17 protein-coding genes and 1 tRNA gene are annotated in these 19130 nt (G+C 62.6%); 8 read left to right on the forward strand and 10 right to left on the reverse strand.

The features are described from left to right. Positions 1–3 precede the first annotated feature (3 nt). The 6 genes from LY622_RS22685 to LY622_RS17635 form a co-directional block, all read right to left on the reverse strand. Entirely contained in the window at positions 4–963 is a 960-nt protein-coding gene (locus tag LY622_RS22685) for an NAD(P)-dependent oxidoreductase (RefSeq protein ID WP_369413800.1), read from the reverse strand. Continuing rightward, entirely contained in the window at positions 960–1517 is a 558-nt protein-coding gene (locus tag LY622_RS17615; RefSeq protein ID WP_234292084.1) for a TRAP transporter small permease, read from the reverse strand. The genes LY622_RS22685 and LY622_RS17615 overlap by 4 nt, the downstream gene beginning before the upstream one ends. A 1-nt stretch (position 1518) precedes the next feature. Further along, positions 1519–2814 carry a TRAP transporter large permease gene (locus tag LY622_RS17620; RefSeq protein WP_234292085.1) on the reverse strand — a complete coding sequence of 432 codons (1296 nt, stop codon included), beginning with the start codon at positions 2812–2814 and terminating at the stop codon, positions 1519–1521. Between the two features lie 88 nt (positions 2815–2902). After that, entirely contained in the window at positions 2903–3955 is a 1053-nt protein-coding gene (locus LY622_RS17625; RefSeq protein WP_234292086.1) for a TRAP transporter substrate-binding protein, read from the reverse strand. 223 nt (positions 3956–4178) lie between these two features. Further along, positions 4179–5189 carry a 4-hydroxythreonine-4-phosphate dehydrogenase PdxA gene (locus LY622_RS17630; RefSeq protein WP_234292087.1) on the reverse strand — a complete coding sequence of 337 codons (1011 nt, stop codon included), beginning with the start codon at positions 5187–5189 and terminating at the stop codon, positions 4179–4181. A gap of 34 nt (positions 5190–5223) precedes the next feature. After that, positions 5224–6525, reverse strand: coding sequence for an L-fuconate dehydratase (locus LY622_RS17635; RefSeq protein ID WP_234292088.1), 1302 nt, complete (start codon positions 6523–6525; stop codon positions 5224–5226). 133 nt (positions 6526–6658) lie between these two features. Between LY622_RS17635 and LY622_RS17640 the strand changes: the two genes are divergently transcribed. Then, positions 6659–7630, forward strand: coding sequence for a LysR family transcriptional regulator (locus LY622_RS17640; protein ID WP_234292089.1), 972 nt, complete (start codon positions 6659–6661; stop codon positions 7628–7630). Between the two features lie 48 nt (positions 7631–7678). Here LY622_RS17640 and LY622_RS17645 read toward each other — a convergent pair whose 3' ends face one another. Beyond that, positions 7679–8203: a gamma carbonic anhydrase family protein gene (locus LY622_RS17645; RefSeq protein WP_234281987.1), complete on the reverse strand. Its 525-nt coding sequence runs from the start codon at positions 8201–8203 to the stop codon at positions 7679–7681. A gap of 315 nt (positions 8204–8518) precedes the next feature. Here LY622_RS17645 and LY622_RS17650 point away from each other — a divergent pair, with 315 nt between their 5' ends. Together LY622_RS17650 and LY622_RS17655 are read left to right on the forward strand one after the other, a co-directional pair. Continuing rightward, complete coding sequence (locus LY622_RS17650; RefSeq protein WP_234292090.1) at positions 8519–9310, forward strand: enoyl-CoA hydratase/isomerase family protein; 792 nt, start codon at positions 8519–8521, stop codon at positions 9308–9310. Between the two features lie 35 nt (positions 9311–9345). Continuing rightward, positions 9346–10530: a CaiB/BaiF CoA transferase family protein gene (locus LY622_RS17655; protein WP_234292091.1), complete on the forward strand. Its 1185-nt coding sequence runs from the start codon at positions 9346–9348 to the stop codon at positions 10528–10530. A gap of 31 nt (positions 10531–10561) precedes the next feature. On the opposite strand, the gene LY622_RS17660 is transcribed toward LY622_RS17655, so the two are convergent. Next, the gene (locus LY622_RS17660; RefSeq protein ID WP_234292092.1) at positions 10562–11437 is read right to left on the reverse strand and encodes an AEC family transporter; all 876 of its coding nucleotides are present in this window, start codon (positions 11435–11437) and stop codon (positions 10562–10564) included. Between the two features lie 136 nt (positions 11438–11573). Here LY622_RS17660 and LY622_RS17665 point away from each other — a divergent pair, with 136 nt between their 5' ends. Together LY622_RS17665 and LY622_RS17670 are read left to right on the forward strand one after the other, a co-directional pair. Then, a complete protein-coding gene (locus LY622_RS17665) occupies positions 11574–13388 on the forward strand; it encodes an ABC transporter ATP-binding protein (RefSeq protein ID WP_234292093.1) in 1815 nt (604 codons plus the stop codon). 212 nt (positions 13389–13600) lie between these two features. Beyond that, the gene (locus tag LY622_RS17670; protein ID WP_234292094.1) at positions 13601–14044 is read left to right on the forward strand and encodes a DUF6789 family protein; all 444 of its coding nucleotides are present in this window, start codon (positions 13601–13603) and stop codon (positions 14042–14044) included. A gap of 134 nt (positions 14045–14178) precedes the next feature. On the opposite strand, the gene LY622_RS17675 is transcribed toward LY622_RS17670, so the two are convergent. Further along, positions 14179–14613, reverse strand: a complete 435-nt coding sequence (locus tag LY622_RS17675) for an SRPBCC family protein (RefSeq protein WP_234292095.1) — start codon at positions 14611–14613, stop codon at positions 14179–14181. Positions 14614–14658: 45 nt separating this feature from the next. On the opposite strand from LY622_RS17675, the gene LY622_RS17680 reads away from it, so the two are divergent. Beyond that, entirely contained in the window at positions 14659–16236 is a 1578-nt protein-coding gene (locus LY622_RS17680; protein WP_234292096.1) for an NAD(P)H-dependent oxidoreductase, read from the forward strand. 118 nt (positions 16237–16354) lie between these two features. Here LY622_RS17680 and LY622_RS17685 read toward each other — a convergent pair whose 3' ends face one another. Next, positions 16355–16966: a hypothetical protein gene (locus LY622_RS17685; RefSeq protein WP_234292097.1), complete on the reverse strand. Its 612-nt coding sequence runs from the start codon at positions 16964–16966 to the stop codon at positions 16355–16357. Between the two features lie 145 nt (positions 16967–17111). On the opposite strand from LY622_RS17685, the gene LY622_RS17690 reads away from it, so the two are divergent. Together LY622_RS17690 and LY622_RS17695 are read left to right on the forward strand one after the other, a co-directional pair. Then, positions 17112–17188: transfer RNA gene (locus LY622_RS17690), tRNA-Ile, on the forward strand. 536 nt (positions 17189–17724) lie between these two features. Continuing rightward, positions 17725–19116, forward strand: a complete 1392-nt coding sequence (locus LY622_RS17695) for a DNA cytosine methyltransferase (RefSeq protein WP_234292098.1) — start codon at positions 17725–17727, stop codon at positions 19114–19116. The last annotated feature ends 14 nt before the right edge of the window (positions 19117–19130 follow it).

A 19130-nucleotide genomic window follows, 5' to 3' on the forward strand; every position in this document is an offset into this window, starting at 1 on the left:
GAATCAGTGCTCCGGGTTGCTTCCTTCCAGCAGCGACACGATTGCCGCACCGTCGAGCTCGCCCTTGCCCTGCGCGATCAATAGGCTGTAGAGCGCATTGGCCGTCCCCGCCATGGGCATGGCGACATTCAGGCCGTTGGCCGCATCCTGCAGCATGTGCAGGTCCTTGAGGATCTGCCGGGCGTAGCCCCGCGGCTCGAAATCGCCCTCCACCATGCGTGGCAGCAGGTCATTGAGCAGGTTGCTGCCGGCATAGCCGGAGGAGAGTGCCTCGGGAATCTTGCTCACATCGATGCCGAAGCGATTGCCGAGGTTGCAGGCTTCGGCGATCACGCAGTAATTGGATAGCACCAAGGCCTGGTTGATCAGCTTGGTGGCCTGGCCGGCGCCGACCTCGCCCATGCGGGTGAACTGCCCCAGGGTCGCCATCAGAGGCTGGATGGTATCGATGGCGGCCTGCTCGCCACCGGCCATGATCGCCAGGCGCCCTTCGGCAGCGGCACCGGGGCCGCCGGATACCGGCGCATCGACGAACTGCATGCCATTGCGCTGGGCGAGGGTCTCAGCCAGGCGCTTGGTGGTGTCGAGTTCGGTGGTCGAGTGATCGACGACGGTCTTGCCACCGCCCTGGTCGACCTCGACGATACCTCCCTCACCGAGAATGACCGCTTCCACCGCGGCAGTTGAAATGACGCAAACCTGGATGATATCGGCACGTTCGGCGACCTCGGCTGGCGATGCGGCGATTTCCACCCCTCTTGCCTTGGCGGCCTGGCAGCAGGCGTCATCGATATCGTAACCGACGACGCCATAGCCGCTGTCGAGCAGGCGCGTGGTGAAACCGGCGCCCATCTTGCCGAGGCCGATGAAACCGATGGTTGTCTTGTCTGACATGAATACCTCCTGTCGCTTGTCGTGAGCATGTTGCTTGTCGTGAGCATCGCTGGTGTTGCACGCGTTCACTCTTTGCTGGACCTGCCTTCGTCATCGTCCGGGTTGGCGCCGACCAGGCCGGCTGCCTCCTTGAGGACCACGACGCCGGCCTGGAACATGATGAAGGCGCCGCCCAGCACGATGGTCATGCGTGGCCAGTAGAGCGAGAAGGTGCGGCTGGTGACGAGTTCGTTGCGCCCCAGTTCGACCAGGGCATGGCCGGACTGGTACACCTTCAGGGCGAAGTAGAAGATCAGCAGGTGAATGGCGATGACGAACAGGCTCCTCAGTATCCTGGGCAACGCATTGAGCAGCAGGTCGACCTGGAGATGAGAGCCGTGGCGGATACAGACGGCCGCTCCCCAGAGCGCGAGGATCGGTAGTTGATAGGCGGCGACCTCCTCGATCCAGGCGAACGGGGAGTGGATCACGTAGCGCAGCAGGACCTGGGCGAACATCAGCAGGAAGATGCTCGACATCACCACCACTAGAATGGCCTGGAGCGCCCTGTCCATCCAGTAGGCCAGCAGGTCGATGGCCTGGACGAAGCGCCTTAGCGCGTGACTGACATTGCTGGCGGTCATATCAGATGCCTCCGAAGCCAAGGGCGCGAGGCAGTGCCTCGCTGAGGGCCGGAATCGCCACAATCAGCGCGGTCAGCACGACCTTGACCAGAATGAAGGGCCAGGCATAGCGGCTGATTTCCGCCACCGACATCTTGCCCACCAGGGAGGCAGTGAGCAGGGTGCCGCCGAAGGGTGGCGTCAGGTGCCCGACCCCCAGGGCAGAGATGATGATCATCGCCGTCTGGACGTCGCTGAAGCCCAGCTCCATGGTGAAAATGGGGATGATGATCGGCCCCAGCAGCAGCAGGTTCGAGTTGCGGTCGATGAACATGCCGGCGATCAGCAGTACCAGAATGATCAGTGCCACGATGCCGATGGGGGACTGGGTGATCTGCAGCAGGAAATCCACCACCTGAGTGGGGATGTTGCGCCGTACCACCACATAGGAAAACATCGCGGCGACCCCCACCAGGATGGTGATGGCGGCACTGGTGATGGCGGTCTGGCGAATGATGGGAATCAGTTCGCGCAGGCGAATGGTGCGATAGACCCCTACGGTGACTACCAGGCCATAGGCCACCGCCACCGAGGCGGCCTCGGTGGCGGTGAAGAAGCCGCCCAGGATGCCGCCTACCACGATGATCGGCATGCCCAGGGGAATGGCGGCCTTGAAAAAGGTGCGGGCCAGCTCTCTGACACCCAGCCAACCATGGGAGGGAATGCCGTAGCGCCATACCATGGCGTAGGTAACCAGGCCGAACAGCAGGGTCAGCGTCAGGGCGATGGTCAATCCGGCGGCAAAGAGGGCGCCGATGGAAACGCTGAAGGCCGAGCCGTAGATGATGAGGACGATGCTGGGCGGAAACAGCGGCGACAGGGTCGCCGAAGCGGCGGTCAGTGCGCCGGCAAAGCCGCGGGGATAGCCCTCTTTCTGCATGGCCGGGATCATGACAGGACCCATGGCGGCAACATCGGCATAGGCCGACCCGGAGATACTGGAGAAGAACAGGCTTGAAGCGATATTGACCTGGGCAAGCCCCGCCTTGAAATGCCCGACCAGTGCTCGAGCCAGGTCCATCAGGCGGTCGGTCAATCCGCCACGGGACATGATTTCCCCCGCCAGCAGGAAGAGCGGGATGGCCAGGAAGGTGAAGGAGGTCATGCCGTCGAACATCCTCAAGGTGAGAATGTTCATCGTCGCCTCGCGGCCGGTTTCCCAGTAGTGAATCAATGACGCACCGGCCATCGCCATGAAGACGGGTGCACCGATGATGATCAGCCCGACCAGGGCAATGAGCAGGGATAGAGCGATCACGGCAACTCCCAACCGAGTCGAAGGATTGCGCCCCCTTCCCGCCGCGGGAGCCCGCAGAGGGAAGGGGGGAGCACTCATGGACGTAATGTCAGTCGGTAGTGGAACCCTTCACACCCGCAATGCGTTGCTCGGTCCGCTCGAGGGCGGCTAGCGTCGCCTCGATGTAAGATTCCGGCACCTCCTCCTCGATGAAGTCGCGGGCCGCCGGCACGGCGATCTCCTGCCACTGGCTCAGTTCTTCGACGGTGGGCACATAGATCTCCTTGCCCGCCTCGGCCATCAGTACCAGGGCCTCGTTGTCATCCTGGAAGCTGATTGCGTTGCTCGTGGCCGTCGCGATGATGGCGGCTTCGTCCACCGCCTGACGGTGTGCTTCGGGCAGGCTTTCGTAGAAGTCGTTGTTGGATACCAGCCACAGGTATTCGTACATGTGGCCGGTGAGGGAGACATAATCGGCGACTTCCATCAGGCCGGCATCCCAGGCGGAGGACAAGCCGCCCTCGAGGCCGTCGATCAGGCCACTCTGCAGTGCCGAATAGCGTTCCGGCGCCGACACCGTGACGATTTGTGCGGCACCCAATGCCTCGAACAGCTCCTGGTGCAGCGGCACGGCCTGGGTGCGCATCTTGATGGCATGTTCCTGCATGTCGGCGGGAGTCCGGATCGGGCCTCGGGTGGTATAGAGGTGGCGGATCGAGTTCTCCATCAGTGCGAGCAGGCGCATGGTGCCGCCGCTGGCATCGAGCAGCTCGTCGCGGGTCAGCTGCATGTACTCGGGATCCTGGGGCAGTGCCCAGAACACGCTGCGCTCGGTGAACAGGAACGGCCAGCTGTGGACCTGAGCATGGGGAAAGATACTGGCGATGCCGCCAGCGCCGGGGAGGTTGAACTCCAGCTCACCGAGGCGCAGCTGGTCGGTAATCTCCCGGTCGCCACCGAGCGCGCCATGGCGCACCAGGTTGATGGTCAGTTCGCCATCGGTGGCCGCCTCGACATGGTTCTTGAAGGCCTCGGCGGCTTGTACCCCGTAGTTCTGATGCGGGTGGGCCAGGGTCGCCTCGTAACTCTGGGCCAGGGCCAATGGGGCGAACAAGGCTGAGATCGAGAGGGTGCAGAGCAGCTTGCTGGCGTGCTTCTTCATGATTGTTCTCCGTTTACTGTCGTTGATGCGCTGTTGTTCTTGTCGTGGTTCTTGTCGTGGTTCTTGTCTGGCACGCATGGTGCCCTTGTCGCGGCTCTCCCTGCCGGATGAAACCGCGCCTTCCCGAGAGGGCGCTGGCTCGTTCAGGTCGTGGCAATCACGCCTAATATGTCATTATGAACACATAATTCATTTTAAGTTGTAGAACATTATGCCCGTTGGCTCAACCGTTTTCGAGTCGGTGACGGCCCATGCGACAGGCGATATCGAAGGCGTGCCGCATGGCCTGGACGTTGGCCTTGCCTTGGCCGGCGATATCGAAAGCCGTCCCATGGGCGGGAGTGGTGACGGGAATCGGCAGGCCGCCCTGTACGGTGACACCGCGCTCGAAGCCAAGCAGCTTCAGCGCGATCTGGCCCTGGTCGTGATACATGGTCACCACGCCATCGAACTCCCCGTCACGTGCGCGCCGGAATAGCGTGTCGGCGGGGAAGGGTCCCTGGGCGGGATAGCCGGCACCGACGCAGGCCTCGACGGCAGGGGCAATGATGTCGATCTCCTCGCGACCACAGGTGCCACCCTCGCCGGCGTGGGGATTGAGCGCCGCGACCGCGATTTTCGGATGTTCCAGGCCGCTGGCGATCAGCGCCTCGTGGATCAGTCGCGTGGCGCTCATGATGCGTTCGTGGGTCACATGGCGGGCGGCCTCGGCAAGCGGGACGTGGGACGAAATGCGCGATGTCCAGAGGTTGCCCAGCGTATTGAACTCGCAGACATCGGTGGTGACGCCCAGGTACTCGGCCAGGAAGTGCAGCTCGTCCTCATGCTTCAAGCCGCCCTGCTTCATGGCCAGCTTGTTGAGGGGCGCAAAGCAGATGGCGTCGATGTGACCGTCGTTCGCGGCATCCAGGCAGTGAGCCAGTACCTTCAGCACAGAGGCGCCGCAAACCGGCGAGACCTGGCCATACTCCGCTTGGTCGCGATCCAGCGTATGCAGGGGGAACAAGGCGGGCCCGGAAAGCTCGCGGGCCTGTGCCATATCGTCGATCTCGGGAAGATCGAGATGGGTGCCGGCGATGCGCTGGCCTTCCTGCCACAGCCAGGGGTCGCCGACCACGACGATCGCGGCCTGATCCGCCGTTCCTCGTTCGGCGAGTAACCGGGCGACCAGCTCAGGGCCGATGCCGGCGGGGTCGCCCAGGGTCAAGGCGATGCAGGGGCGGGGTGTAGTCATGTTCCTCTCCTTCCAGGGCTGTTCGGGAGTCGGCTCAGGTTTCTTGCCAGGCGGCGCCGCCGGGATAGGCGTGCCGTGCCAGCGAGTCGGGGTGCATGGTGATGCTGTAGCCCGGGGCCGTGGGAACCTGGTAGCGACCGTTGCGGACCACCACGGGGTCAACGAAGTGCTCGTGGAGGTGGTCGACGTATTCGAGAATGCGCCCCTCCAGCGAGCCGGAAACGGCGATGTAGTCGAAGATCGAGACGTGCTGCACGTATTCGCAGAGTCCGACGCCCCCGGCATGGGGGCAGACCGGCACGCCGTACTTGGCCGCCATCAGCACCACCACGATGACCTCGTTGAGGCCGCCGAGGCGGGCGGCATCCACCTGGCAATAGTCGATGGCGCCAGCCTGGAGCAGCTGCTTGAACATCACCCGGTTGTGGCAATGTTCGCCGGTGGCCACGCCGATCGGCGCCAGGCGCCGGCGAATCTCGGCATGACCGAGGATGTCGTCGGGGCTGGTCGGCTCCTCGATCCACAGCGGGTCGAACTCGGCAAGCACGCGCATGTTGGCGATCGCCTCGTCCACGTCCCAGACCTGGTTGGCGTCCATCATCAGCGGACGCTCCCAGCCGATCTCCTCGCGCAGGATCTGGGCGCGGCGCCGATCCTCCTCGAGGTTGCCGCCGACTTTCTGCTTGAAGTGCGTCCAGCCCTCGGCCAGGGCCTCGCGGGCCAACTTGCGAACCTTGTCGTCCGGGTAGCCAAGCCAGCCGGCTGATGTGGTGTAGCCCGGATAGCCGTGCTCGCGCATCTCCTGCTCCCGCTGAGCCTTGCCCGCCGCGTTGCGCTTGAGCATGGCCAGCGCTTCCTGTGGGGTCAGCGCATCGCTGACGAAACGGAAGTCGAGGCTGTTCACCAAGGCTTCCGGGCTCATGTCCGCCAACAGCTTCCAGACCGGCTTCTGCTCCGATTTTGCCCACAGGTCCCAGATGGCGTTGACGATGGCGGCGGTGGCGAGATGAATGGCTCCCTTGTCGGGCCCGATCCAGCGCAGCTGGCTGTCGCTGCTGGTCAGCCGGCGCCAGAACTCCCCCATGTTCGAGGTGATCTCCGCCAACGACGCCCCCTCCACCAGGTAGGCCAGCGACTCCACCGCCTTGACGCAGATCTCGTTACCCCGGCCGATGGTGAAGGTCAGCCCGTGCCCCTCCAGCTGTGCGTCATCGGTATGCAGTACGACATAGGTGGCGGAGTAGTCCGGGGCGGCATTCATGGCATCCGAGCCATCCAGGGAGCGCGAGGTGGGGAAGCGAATATCCTGAACGGACAGGCGAGAGATGGTGGTCATACAGTCGGTTTCCTGTTGTGCGTCGGTTGTTATCGTTCCAGCCTAGAAGGGGAGTGTAATAACCTTCCAATCGAAATTTCCGCCTAGCTGATCCATTCTGGTTATCAGTCGGAGGAGTAAGGGGAGGGTGACGATGGACAAGCTGACGACGGCTAGCCTGTGTGCCTGGCTACGCTTCAAGCACTTACAGCTGCTGGTGAACCTGGGCCAGAGTCGCAACATGCATGCCGCCGCTCGCCAGATGCACCTCAGCCAGCCGGCGGCCAGCAAGATGCTGCGCGACCTGGAGACCTACTTCGGCTTCGCGATCTTCGAGCGGCAGCCGCGTGCCATGGTGCCTACCGAGCTGGGCGGGCATGTGCTGCATCATGCCGAACGCCTGCTCAACGACGTACAACGTCTGGTCGAGGATGTGGAGTCCCTGCGTGAGGGGGGCTACGGGCGCCTCGCCATCGGGGCCATACCGGCCGCGGCCCCCGAGCTCCTGCCAGCGGCGATTGCCGCCCTGAAGCAGCGGCGGCCGCGGCTGGCGCTGCGCATCGACGAGCAGAGCAGCGATAGGCTATTGCTGGCGCTGGAGTATCGACAGCTGGACCTGGTCATCGGCCGCCTGACGGAAGTCAGTCAGCACAACCAGTTCGATTTCGAAGCGCTGCTGGAGGAACCGCTCCGTGTCGTGGCGCGCTCGGGGCATCCACTGGTGAAAGGCGGGGAGGCGTCACTAGGCGTACTCAGCCGCTGGCCTTGGATACTGCACCCCTTGAGCAGTCCGATGCGCGGCGTCTTCGAGAGGGCCCTGGCCGAGGCTGGCATTGCCACGCCCGAGGACATCATCGAGACGACCTCTACCCAGTCGATCCTGCAGCTGCTGCTGGCCTCCGACATGTTGGCCGTGCTGCCCCACTCCGTCCTCAAGAGGCCCCTGGCCAGCGGCCAGTATGCGACCCTGCCATTGACCATCGGCAAGCCGCTGGACCACTACGGCATCATCACCCGCAAGCACCAGCCGCTCTCCACGGCGGCGGTCGAGTTGATCGACGAACTGCGCGGGCAGGTGGCATTGGCGCGCCGCAGTCCATCGTCAGGGGGAACGTCCGCGCCGTGACAGGACCGCCAATCAGGCCGGCTTCGTATCTGGTTGACGGGAGGCTGACTAGGTCAGCTGCGTCAGCTCGCTGAGATAGCGATTCTTGCGCGCGACGTAGTCCTTGCTGCTCACGGTGAGACCGGCTATTTCCTCCTCGCTCAGCGTCCGCACGACCTTGGCGGGGGAGCCGAGGATCAGCGAGTTGTCGGGAAAGTCCTTGTTGGAGGTGATGACGGAACCGGCACCGATCAGGCAGTTGTCACCGATCCTGGCGCCGTTGAGCACCGTGGAGTGCATGCCGATCAGGGTGCCGTTGCCGATGGTGCAGCCGTGCAGCATGACGAGGTGGCCCACGGTGACGCCTTCGCCGATCTCCATCGGGAAGCCGGGATCGGTATGCAGTACGCAGTTCTCCTGGATGTTGCTGCCCGCGCCGATGACGATCGCCTCGTTGTCACCACGCAAGACGGCGCCGGGCCAGATGCTGACGTCCCGGGCCAGGCGGGCATCGCCGATGACCGCGGCTTCACGGGCGATGAAGACGGTATCGTCATAGGTCGGGGCCAGATCGTCGAGTGCATAGGTAGCCATGGTGGTTCTCCGTCAAGGCGATATCGGAAAGACGCGGGGTGCCGGAAAGGGCGCCACCTCCTACGTTAGGAAGCGGGGCATAACGCGTCAATAATTTTGAATTCACTTTTTCTCTCTTCTCCCATCTTCTGCTTCCCCGCTGATTTCCTTCACCCTTTCTTTCCTCTCCTTGCTAGCTCACGACTAAAGTCTAAATGTTGAAATGAATTATGTGTTCATAATCATGTTGTGACGCAGGCTGCGTGCCGCCAGCGGCCGTAAACAGCAGCCATAAACAAAAGCCACCAGCAACAGCCGCGAGGAGGTAGACGAATCATGAACGAGCCCAGCGACGAACTGCTTCATGAACGCATCGGCCGTGTCGCCTGGCTGACGTTCAACCGCCCCCGAGTGCGCAATGCCATGACCTGGGCGATGTATGACGCGCTGGAGAGGCACTGCCGCGAGTTGAACGATGACCCCGACGTGGATGTGGTGGTCCTGCGCGGGGCGGGAGGGGAAGCCTTCGTCGCCGGTACCGATATCAAGCAATTTGCCAATTTCACCGAAGCGCAGGATGCACTCGATTACGAGCGGCGCATCGATAGCGTGATCGGCGGCTTGCACGCCCTGAACAAGCCCACCATCGCCCTGATCGAGGGCTACTGCGTCGGTGGCGGCGCGGCTATCGCCATGGCCTGCGACTTTCGCTACTGCACGCCGGACCTGAAATTCGGCATTCCCATCGCCAGGACCCTGGGCAACTGCGTATCGATGACCAACGTGTCCCGGCTGGTGGACCTGGTCGGCCCGGCACGAGCCAAGGAAGTGCTGATGCTGGCCAGGATGATCGGAGCGGATGAGGCGAAGCTCGCGGGCCTGGTGACCGATAGCTTCGCGGCCGACTCGATCGAAGCAGAGGTGGGGCGAGTCATCGAGCGTCTCCAGGGGTTCGCTCCCTTGACCCTGGGCGCCTGCAAGGAGGCGATCCATCGCGTCCAGGTCGCACGCCAGCCGGCCGAGGGCAGCGACATCGACCTGATATCGCGCTGCTACACGAGCCAGGACTTCCGTGGTGCCGTCGCGTCTTTCATCAACAAGACACCGCATAGCTGGAGCGGCCGTTGAGCCGCTCGCTATCCGCCGACCAAGAGGTAATGAATATGCTTCCCCTAGCCAACATGAAGGTGCTGGATATTTCGCAGATCATGGCCGGACCGTACTGCACCATGGTGCTGGGCGACATGGGGGCCGAGGTCATAAAGGTCGAGAAGAACGGCGGCGACGACAGCCGGCAGATGGGGCCCTACATCAACGACGAATCGACCTGCTTCGCCCAGATAAACCGCAACAAGAAGAGTATCTCGATCAACCTCAAGGAAGACGAGGGGCGGGAGATATTCTACCGACTGGCGAAGGAGGCCGATGTCATCGTCGAGAACTATCGCCCCGGGGTGGCCAAGTCCCTCAAGGTCGACTACGAAACGATCCAGGCCCTGAACCCCGGCATCATCTACTGCTCCATTTCGGGTTACGGGCAGACGGGGCCCTCCAGCCACAAGGGCGGATTCGACCTGGTGGCGCAAGGCATGTCGGGGTTGATGTCGATGACGGGGGAGCCTGGGCGGCGCCCCTTGAAGACCGGGATCGCCGTGTACGACATTGGCGCCGGCATCACCGCGACCTACTCGATCCTGGCCGCCTATATCCACAAGATGACGACCGGGGAAGGGCAGCAGGTGGATGTTGCCATCGCCGAGTGCGGGCTGCCCTGGTTTACCTGGGAAGCCGCCGCCTATTTCGGCGAAGGCACCATTCCCGAGCCGACCGGCTGGCGGCACCGGGTGTCGGCGCCGTACCAGGCGCTCAAGGTCCAGGATGGCTACATCATGCTGGGCTGTGCCAATCAGCGTACCTGGGAGCGTCTCTGCCATGAAGTGATCCAGCGCCCGGACCTGCTCGAGGAGCCGCGCTTCGCGACCAACCATCTGCGTGGGCAGAACGTGGAGGAGCTGGAAGCGCTGCTGGAAGAGATTTTCGTGACGCGCACCAAGCATGACTGGCTCGAAGCGTGTGACAAGGCCGGGGTGCCCGCAGGCCCCATCAACAACTTCGCCGAGGCGCTTCAGGACCCCCACTACCTGGCAAGGGGGATGGTCCAGGAAATGGAGCACCCCACCATCGGCAAGATGAAGACCATCGGTTTCCCCGGCAAGCTCTCTCGCACGCCGCCCACCATACGTCGCCCGGCGCCGCTGTTTGCCCAGCATACCGACGAAGTGCTGGCGCAGCTGGGCATCGACGGGGCGCAGTGCGACGCGCTGCGCGAGCGAGGCATCATCAGCTGACGCCTCGAGGGGGTCTGTGCTGCCGCCCGGGCTACATCAAAATTGCCAGCAGCACCGGCAGGTAGATCAGCGACAGCAGCGTGGAGCAGAACACCAGGCTGGCCGTGTAGGCGGCACCGCGGCCGGCACGCAGGGCAAAGAGGTAATTGAAGACGGCGACCGGCATGCTCATCTGCAGGATGAGAATGCTCTGGGCCATGGGGGGCAGGCCCACCAGCATGCCGATGCCCCAGGCCACCAGCGCGGCGATGGGAATGCGCAGCAGGCTGAAGCCGATCCCCGACTTCAATCCCTTGACCTGGATGCTGGCCAGGGAGACCCCCAGGGTGATCAGCATCAGCGGTACGGTAAAGCCGGAAATCAGGTCGACGCTGTTGTCCAGCCACAGCGGCAGTTCGGTATCGGTCAGCAGCAGGGCCAGGGCGATCAGAATGGCGTAGACGGTAGGCGTCTTGGCCAGGGTGCGCAGCGGATTGCCGCGGCTGGCCATCATGGCGCCGATGGTGAACTGGAACAGCGAGACCGTGACCATTATCGTGATACCGAACACGAAGCCGGCGCTGCCGAAGGCGTAGAGCACCACCGGAAGCCCCATGTTGCCGGTGTTGGGGTACATGGTGGGGGCCAGCAGGACCCGCCAGTCGCGCCGCAGCAGCTTGGCCAGCACGAAGGCCATGCCCGCCATCGTGATGATCACCAGGGCGGCGGCCAGCATGGTGCGCCCGAAGCTGCCGGCATCGATGTCCGCCCCGGAAAGCGAGGCCAGCACCAGCGCGGGCGTGCCGATATTGAAGACCAGGCGCGTGACGAAATCCACGGGGTAGGGGTGGCCCAGTCGAATCCAGGTGAAGCCGAGCCCGGCACCGGCCAATACCGGCGCCATGACGGCAAAGAGTTCGGCAACCATGCAGGTGTCCTGTTGAGTGACTGTTCGCGGAAGGGGCTTTTGCGTGCCTATTGTCGAGGTATCGGTCCTGCCACGCAAACCGTTAGGCCGCTAAACGCGCTACACTCTGGCCATCGCCACCGTCGGATGGGTACTCATGTCTTCTTCAGCCAACAGCTTCCAGGCCCTGGTGCGCCTGCTGCGCTATGCGCGTGGCTATCGCCGCCGCATCATTGCCGCCACGACCTGTTCGATCATCAACAAGATCTTCGATATCGCTCCCGAGATCCTCATCGGGGTGGCCATCGACGTGGTGGTCAACCAGGAGCGCAGCTTCGTCGCCCGGCTCGGCTTTACCACGCCCCAGGAGCAGATCCTGATGCTGGCCGTGCTCACCTTCTTCATCTGGGCCGGCGAGTCGATCTTCGAGTACCTCTACAAGATCCTGTGGCGCAACCTGGCCCAGCGGTTGCAGGCCGACATGCGCCTGGACACCTACGAGCACGCCCAGCGCCTCGACATGGCCTTCTTCGAGTCGAGGAGTTCCGGCCAGCTGGTGGCGACCATGAACGACGACGTCAACCAGCTGGAACGCTTCCTCGACGGCGGTGCCAACTCGCTGATCCAGGTTGGCGTTACCGTGGTCGCGGTGGGGGCGGTGTTCTTCGTCATCTCGCCGCTGATCGCCCTGCTGGCCTTCACGCCGATCCCGATGATCATCTGGGGCGCCTTCTTCTTCCAGCGCAAGGCCGGGCCGCTCTATGCCGACGTACGCGAGAAGGTGGGCGATCTGGCCAGCCGGCTCTCCAACAACCTCTCCGGCATCGCCACCATCAAGAGCTTTACCAGCGAGGAGCGCGAGGCGGCGCGGCTGCGTGCCACCAGCGAGGCCTATGTGGAGGCCAACCGGCGTGCGATCCGGGTCAGCTCGGCGTTCATTCCGGTGATCCGCATGGCGATCCTGGCCGGCTTCCTGGCCACCTTCACCGTGGGCGGCATGCTGGCGCTGCGTGGCGACCTGAACGTGGGCGCCTACGGCGTGCTGGTGTTTCTCACCCAGCGCCTGCTGTGGCCTCTCACGGGCCTGGCCGAGGTGATCGACCTGTTCGAGCGCGCCATGGCCAGCACCCGGCGCATCCTCGACCTGCTGGCGGTGCCCATCACCGTGAAGGACAACGAAGGCAAGCCGCTGGCGGCACCGGTGCGCGGCGAGGTGAGCTTCGAGGCGGTGAGCTTTCACTATGCCTCGAGCGGTGTGGGCGTCGATGGCGTCAGCCTTCGGGTGCCCGAAGGCAACACCCTGGCGCTGGTCGGTGCCACGGGCTCGGGCAAGTCGACGCTGATCAAGCTGCTGCTGCGCTTCTACGACCCCGAGGCCGGCCGGGTCTGTATCGATGGCCAGCCGATCGGCGAAGTCAGCCTCAACTCGCTGCGCCAGTCCATCGGCCTGGTCAGCCAGGACGTCTACCTCTTCGAAGGCTCTATCCGCGACAACATCGCCTATGGCAAGCCCGATGCCGACGAGGCGGAAGTGATCGAGGCGGCCCGCACCGCCGAGGCCTGGGAGTTCATCCAGGTCCTGCCCCAGGGGCTCGACACCCCGGTGGGCGAGCGGGGCATTCGCCTCTCCGGTGGCCAGCGTCAGCGCCTGTCGCTGGCCCGGGCGCTGCTCAAGGACCCGCCCATCCTGGTGCTGGACGAAGCCACCAGCGCGGTGGACAACGAAACCGAGGCGGCCATCCAGCGCTCGCTGCTCAAGATCGGCCATGGCCGCACGGTGATCATGATCGCCCACCGGCTCTCTACCATCGTTCATGCCGACGAGATCGTGGTGATCGATGGCGGCAGGGTGGTCGAGCAGGGCACCCACGGCGCGTTGATCGAGCGTGGCGGCCGCTATGCCGCCCAGTGGAAGGTCCAGACCGGGGCGCTGAGCGCCGATGCCGCCCTGGGTGCGTTGCCGAGTATGTGACGCTCATAGGCCGTTGTCGGCTGAACGGCTATCAGCTCGTCCTTCCGAGCTGGCTTCTTGCCACCCGGTACGCTCCTGCAATCCACCTTGGCCAAGCGTTGCGTGCAGCCGCCGGTTCGACCATGCAATACCCTGCGAGAGCGATGGCACTGGCGGCCGGCGCAGCCATTACACCTATACTGGAAGGAAATTTCCTGCCATTGAGGTGTGTCATGATCGCTCGTCTAGGCAGAGGGATTATTGCAGGGCTGGTGGCGACACTGGTCATTTCCATGTTCATGATCCTGCGCCTGTCGGCCGGGATCATGCCCTGGTACAACATTGTCGAGATCATGAACCTGACGGCCCAGAGCCTGCTGGGCACGCCGAACAGCATTGTCGTGGGATGGATCATTCACTTCGTGGTAGGCACGTTGATCTGGGGCACGCTGTTCGCGCTGTGGGCTCCGCACCTGCCCGGCAGCAGCGATACGCGTCGTGGGCTGGTGTTCGGCCTGGTCGCCTGGCTGGTGGTGATGGTTACAGTGTTCCCCCTGGCCGGTTCGGGCATGTTCGGCATGGGATTCGGGTTGATAGCGCCCATTTCCACCCTACTGGGTCATATCGTGTTCGGGCTGGTGCTGGGTGGCACCTACGGCTGGCTGCGGCGCCTGTAGGTGAGGCGCTCCCCGGACATTCTCTCTTATTCTTCGCCCTTCTCTTCGTGTGTGCGTTTCAGGCGGTCGTGGCGGGGCTCATCAGCGTCTCTCTCCATGGGCGATCTGCCCACCCATCGAGACACGGTATCGTGTTACTTCCGTCCGTCTTGTTGCGATTGTAGCTGCGCCTCCACCTTGCCGATGATGTCCCGGCTCAGCTGGCGTAGCAGGGGCTTGGCGGCCAGGTTGACAGCCTTCTCGAGCGGCGGAGAGGGCAAGCTGTACGCCAGGGTGAGGTGAATGCGGGTGCCGCCTTCGATGGGGGTCAGGCGGTAGCAGCCGTGGTTGGGCACGCCACCCACCGAGCGCCAGGCGAAGCGCTCGGGGGGCGTGAACTCCGTGATCTCCACCTCGAAACTCAGTGGCAGGCCGGCCACGCGAAGCTGCCAGCGGTAGCGACGCTCCCCCAAGCGAACTATGGTGTCTATGGCGTCGCTGTAGTCGGCGAACGTCTCCACTTGGCCGATGAGCGCAAACACCTCCTCCGGGCTGGCCGCGATTTCGGCCTCGTGCTCGATGACACGCATGCTCCTCTCGCCCCTCTAAAGACTATGCGGTGACATAGATAAGGTATGACAACGTTCAGGAAGAACGACACGACAGCCGGCGAAGGGGAACCGGTCCGGCCGCCGGTCAAGGTGCTGGTCATCCTGGGGCATCCGCGCGCCGACAGCCTCTGCGGGGCCCTGGCGGACGCCTTCTGCGAAGGCGCTCGCGCGGTGGGCACCCAACTGCGCCGCCTGGATCTCGCGACGCTGGAGTTCGATCCGCACGTGCACACGCAGTCGCCCAACGACCAGCCCCTCGAGGCCGATCTCTACCGGGCGAGGGAACTCGTCGCCTGGGCGGAGCATCTGGTATTCGTCTACCCCACCTGGTGGGGGTCGGTTCCCGCGCTGCTCAAGGGATTTCTTGACCGTATCATGGCGCCGGGGTTCGCGTTCAGGAGCTGTGAGGGGGGGATCGGCTACGAGGGGCTGTTGAACGGCCGGTCGGCGCAGCTGATCACCACCATGGACACGCCACCGCTGATCCACCGGCTGCTCTATCGGGAGCCGGGCAAGAATGCCATGGCGCGGGCGACGCTGGGCTTCTGCGGCGTTCGTCCGGTGCGTGCGCTCGCCTTCGGTTCTGTCAAGGAAGCCAGCCCGCTGCAGCGTCAGGCCTGGCTCGCGCGCGCCAACCGCCTGGGACGGCAGCTGGGGCGAGGCCGGATCACCCCGGTGGAACGGCTCAAGCACAAGTCAGGGGCGTGGCTGCGCGCCCTGCGCCTGCAGTTCTACCCCATGACCTGGATCGCCTATGCCGTCGGCGGCCTCGCTGCCTCGCCGGGCGGGGGCGTGTTCGGCAACCCGGTGTTCTGGCTTGGCTACCTCTGCCTGTTCCTGCTCGAGGTGGCCACCGTACTGGTCAACGAGGTGGTCGACCTGCGCACCGATCGCGCCAACCGCTTCTATAGCACCTTCACTGGCGGGTCGCGGGTACTGGTGGAGGGCCTGCTGAGTCCACGTGAGGTCAAGGCCGGGATCATCGCCGCGTTGCTGGGCTTTGTGGGTAGCACAGTCTGGCTGCTCGGCCTGGCACCGGTGGCCCCGGCGAGCGTGGTCCTCGTGCTGGGGGGGCTGGCGGTCCTGGCCATCGGCTATACCTTGCCGCCGCTGATGCTCAGCTATCGCGGCCTGGGTGAGCTGGATGTCGCCGTCACGCACAGCATCGGCGTGCTGCTGTGCGGCTATGCGTTTCTCGGCGGAGCCTGGAGCGACCCGCTGCCATGGCTGTTGAGCCTGCCGCTGCTGCTGGCGATCCTGCCGTCCATCACGCTGTCGGGCATCCCCGATCTCGAGGCGGATGCGGGCGCCGGCAAGCGCACCCTGGCGGTGCGCCTGGGGCGAAGAGGAGCGCTCAAGGTGGCACTCGGCTGCACGCTGCTTTCCGCTGCCGTCGCCGTGGTCTGGCAACTCCTGGGGTTGGCCGGTGGCGCCTTCGGTGGTATCGCCTTGGTGGCCGTCCCCCACGGCGCCTGGCTGGCGTGGCTGCTGAGCCGGCATATTCAATCGGACCGCCCTCCCGGGCGCATCGATGGCCTGATGGTCGCATCGCTGGGTTATGTGCTGTGGTTCGGGCTGGTTCCGCTGTTCCGGCTGGCATGAAAACGTGCGACAGCCCCGTCTCCGTCGCGAGGCAGCTCAGAGGAAGGAGCGGCCAAGGGATTATGAGCCCCTTGGCGGAGCCCCGGGCAGGCGGTTCAGGAAGTTGTGGCGGGGCTCATCACCGGACCAGGAGGGCATCCAGGCTCACCGGCACCTCGTCGCCGATCTGCTCGTAACCGAGCAGCAGCATGACCGAGCGCAGGGTGGGGTCGGCCATCAGCGCCTGGCCGTCCAGCGCCACCCGCTCGGCGTTGGTGATGCGGATCTGATCGGCGGAAACCCGAGTGAAGCGTACCTCCAGCGGCTCCTGGCGGGTCGTCTGGCCCGTCTGCACCGAAAGCTGCAGGGTTTCCACCAGCGATTCACCCACCGCCAGTGCATTGAGCCGCTCGGGCGGGAAGCGGGTGGTCAGGGTCGCCATGGGGCGCTCGGTCAGTCCGGACAGCCAGGGTGGCAGGGGGCCCAGCCGCTCCACCACATCGCTCTGGTTCAAGCGCAGCGGCAGCTCCAGTTCGCCATTGGTATCCGCACTGCCGGCCAGCCGACGTACCTCATGATGGCGGGGCACCGGCCCATCGGGGCCGATCTGCACGATCGTCGCGGACACGCGGGACTGCGCCGGGTCCAGCTCCCACGCCGCCAGCAACGGTGACAGCAGCAGCAGGGCCAGGCCGCTCGCCAACCCAGCCCCTTGACCCCATGTCTTACCCAGGCGATGGCATCGTCTCATCAGCGTCTCTCTCCATGGGCGATATGCCCACCCATCGAGACACGGGAACCGAGCGGAAGTGCCCTGTCCGGCAGCGGAAAAGAAGGAACAAACGAGGAGCTGGCCTCATCCAGCCGCTTTCGCTATCATACGGCGGCGCAATGCAGGGCCTATAGCTCAGTTGGTTAGAGCAGGGGACTCATAATCCCTTGGTCGCTGGTTCGAGTCCAGCTGGGCCCACCATTCAGATCAACTACTTAAGAATTTTCTGTGGTGAGTCCCATAGTCCAAGGGTACAGTTTCGGTACAGTGCCGATCCTTCAGCCCCCTGGAGACTTTCATGGCCACCATCGTCAAGACCCCCTGCCGGTAGCTGGAAAACCGTCATCCGCAAGACCGGCTGGCCCACCACGGCCAAGACCAAGACCTTCCGCTCCAAGCGTGACGCCCAAGACTGGGCACGCCGCACCCCCGCTGCCGTATGACCCACCCCTATGAAAACACAGCAACGAGATCACCTTCTTCGACGGTCGTGTGATGCCCCTTGCCGACTAGGTGGGCGACTCGCTGTCGAGGTTGCTTTATCATACGAAGCCGCTTCGGCCTCTCATAGTGCTTCGCTTACCGGTTTGGTCACTATTTTAGTCGGTTGCAACCTGCTAGGGTGGCTTATGAGCGAATACGTCGATGTCAATAGCTAAAGTGACCTGGAGGTTTTCTTCTTTCCATGTCAAACTCTTTTGACCTACTGAATGGTGTCTACAGGCAATTTCGATATTATGGATAAATCCACTTCTCCTCTTCGTTTTGTCGACGTTTTCGCGGGGTGTGGAGGACTTGCTCTCGGCTTGCTCCAGGCTGGTTGTCAGGGAGTTTTTGCTATCGAGAAGAGCCCCTTAGCATTCGAAACGTTCCGTCACAACCTGATAGATGGAGAGAAATTCCAGTTTAAATGGCCCGAGTGGCTACCCAAAGAAGCCATGTCTTGTGAAGACTTATTGGAAACTTATCCTGATCAGTTGGCTGGGCTGAGGGGGAGCATAGATCTACTTGTGGGTGGTCCTCCTTGCCAAGGATTCTCTACGGCTGGGCGTCGTGACCCCTCAGATCCAAGAAACCAGATGACAAGCCAGTACTTGCTTTTAATCGAAATGTTACAGCCTCGTTACCTTGTTATTGAGAACGTGGCTGGAATTAATATGGGTTTCGCATCGGAAGACGATCTGTTCTCCCTTGTGCAGGAGGCGAAGCCTCCCTCCCATGCGGATTGTGTGGAAAAGTGTTTAGAGGAACTCGGTTACTCTGTTTCGCGAGGGTTGGTAAATTGCTCAGACTTCGGTGTTCCACAAAACCGTATACGATATTTGTTTCTTTGTGAGCGCAATGAGGGTGGAGAGAAACGTAATGAAAATCTCCTGAAAGAGCTGCTTGATTCGAGAAAAGATTTTTTGGCTGGAAATGATTTGCCTCACAGTCGAAAGGTTACTGCAGAAGAGGCTATTAGTGACTTGCGCACTGTCGGAAAAACTTTGCTAGATAGTTCAGATTCCAGTGCTAAAGGGTTCAAAGAGGCTGAGTACATTGCCCCTCTGGTTGAGGTTGGGTATTTAAAGTTAATGAGACAAAAGTCGGATGGTGAAGCACCGAATAGTCGTCGTTTAGCCAATCATAAAGATGAAACCGTTAAGTACTTTAGAAAAGTACAGGAAATTTGTCGGCCTGGGCGCCCGATGTCAAAAAGAGAGCGTGAACTGTTAGGTATTAAGAAGCACACTACTACGGTTTTGCATCCTGATCTCCCGGCACCAACGGTTACAACTCTGCCTGACGATATCCTACATTATTGCGAGCCGCGTATCCTAACAGTAAGGGAAAATGCAAGGCTTCAATCTTTTCCTGACTGGTTTTCATTTCAGGGGAAATACACTACCGGAGGAAAATTTAGGAAACATGAGTGCCCCCGCTATACTCAAGTGGGAAATGCAGTCCCCCCCCTGTTAGCAAACGCAATTGGAAGTATGCTTTTCGCAAGACACCAGAAAGCATCGGTGCACCTCGAAAAAGCTGCGAGTACAAAATCTATTCCTGGGGTTTATGAAGAAGAAAGGAAAGCTTATGATTTGGATCAAGAAGCAACTCCTTCTGAGGAATTAAGCTATATGAAGGCGTGAGCGCCGAAAAATAA

Origin of the sequence: Halomonas alkalisoli (assembly GCF_021412585.1) — a bacterium.
Taxonomy (GTDB): domain Bacteria; phylum Pseudomonadota; class Gammaproteobacteria; order Pseudomonadales; family Halomonadaceae; genus Halomonas; species Halomonas alkalisoli.